Annotated in this window: 1 protein-coding gene; it reads right to left on the bottom strand. The window is 74.3% G+C overall.

The window, feature by feature from the left end; translation table 11 throughout:
- Positions 1–1500, bottom strand: a 1500-nt coding sequence (locus tag ACYVE7_RS33890; RefSeq protein WP_460370650.1) for an NB-ARC domain-containing protein, incomplete at both ends; no start/stop codon positions are given.

Raw genomic sequence — 1500 nt, 5'->3', positions numbered from 1 at the left:
GAGCGCCTCGGCGCACAGCGCGACGCCCGCGGCGGGAGCACCGGCGAGGCTGGTCAGCAGCCCGAGTTCGTGCAGGACGAACGCCTCGGTGGCGCGGTCGCCGGAGGCCCGGGCGGCGCGCAGGCAGGCCTCGGCGATGGCGGTGCCGGTGGGGAAGGAGCCCGAGTCGCGGTAGATCTTGATCATCATCGCGTACATCATTCCGCCGCCCGCGCCGGTCGACAGCTCAACGGCGCGCAGATGGTGCTGGAGCGCTTCGTCCGGTTTCTGGCGGAACAGGGCGGACACCCCGCGCAGGAACTCCGCCCAGGCGCGCGTCCGGTCGGTGTCCAGGGCGTCGAGGAACCGGGTGGCCTGGTCGACCCGCTCCAGCCGTTCGATCGGGAACGGGGTGCGCAGGGTCGGCAGCAGCGGGGTGGTGAGCCGGGTCGCCTGGGTCGCCTCGGCGCGCGGGGTCGCCGCGACGTTCCCCGGCGTCCCGACGAAGACCAGCGAACCCATCAGCGCGGCCATCGCCCAGGCGGCGTCGCCCCGGCCGGGCCCACGGTCGCCGTCGACGCACTCGCAGAGCGCGAGCACGAGCTGGGTGGCCAGCCCGACCGTGCCGCCCGGCTCCAGCGCGGCCTGCCTGACCACGCTGAACAGCCCGCCGCGCTCGCGCGCCAGACGTTCGCGGTTGGCGGCGTTCGGCTCGTTCAGCAGATCGCTGAGCAGCGCCAGATGGAAGGCGAGCAGCCGCGACAGCACCGCGTTCCGCTCCGACCGCTGGAGCTGCCGCAGCGCGAACAGCCGGACCAGCCCCTGGTAGCGGTAGCGGGCCGGGGCGGGCGACTCGATGAGGCACGCGTCGACCAGCGACTCGCAGAGCTCCTCGGCCTCCGCTTCGTCGGTGTCGAGCATCGCGGCCGCCGCCGACAGGCTGAGATCGGCCGATTCCGGGACGGCCAGAATCCGGAAGGTGCGCGCCGCCTCGACCCCCAGCCCCGAATAGGAGAGCTGGAAAGTCGACTCGACGGCCAGATCGCCGATCTTCAGCTCGTCGAGCCTGCGCCGCTCGTCGGAGATCCGCCCGGCGAGGGTCGACACCGACCAGGTCGGACGGGTCGCGAGCCGCGCCGCCAGGATCCGGACGGCGAGCGGCAGGTTCTCGCACGCCGCGACGGCACTGCGCGCCGCGTCCGGCTCCGCCTCGACCCGGTCGGGGCCCGCGATCCGCGCGAAAAGGGCGATCGCCTCGTCGGTGTCGAACGGCCCGATCGGCAGCAGCCGCGCGCCGGGCAGCCCCGGCAGCATCGACCGGCTGGTGATCAGTACGGCGCAGCCGGAGGTGCCGGGCAGCAGCGGCCGGATCTGCGCGACGTCACGGGCGTTGTCCAGGACGACCAGCACACGGCGGCCCGCCAGCCGGGAGCGGAGCAGCGCCGACAGCTCGTCCAGGGAGGACGCGGCGGGTTCGCCGCCGTCGAGCGCGCGCAGGAACGACGCCAGGACGGTCTCGGG

This window comes from Actinocorallia lasiicapitis, assembly GCF_054778695.1.
Note: the sequence above shows the minus strand (reverse complement) of the source record. Positions and strands in the feature narration are given on the sequence as shown.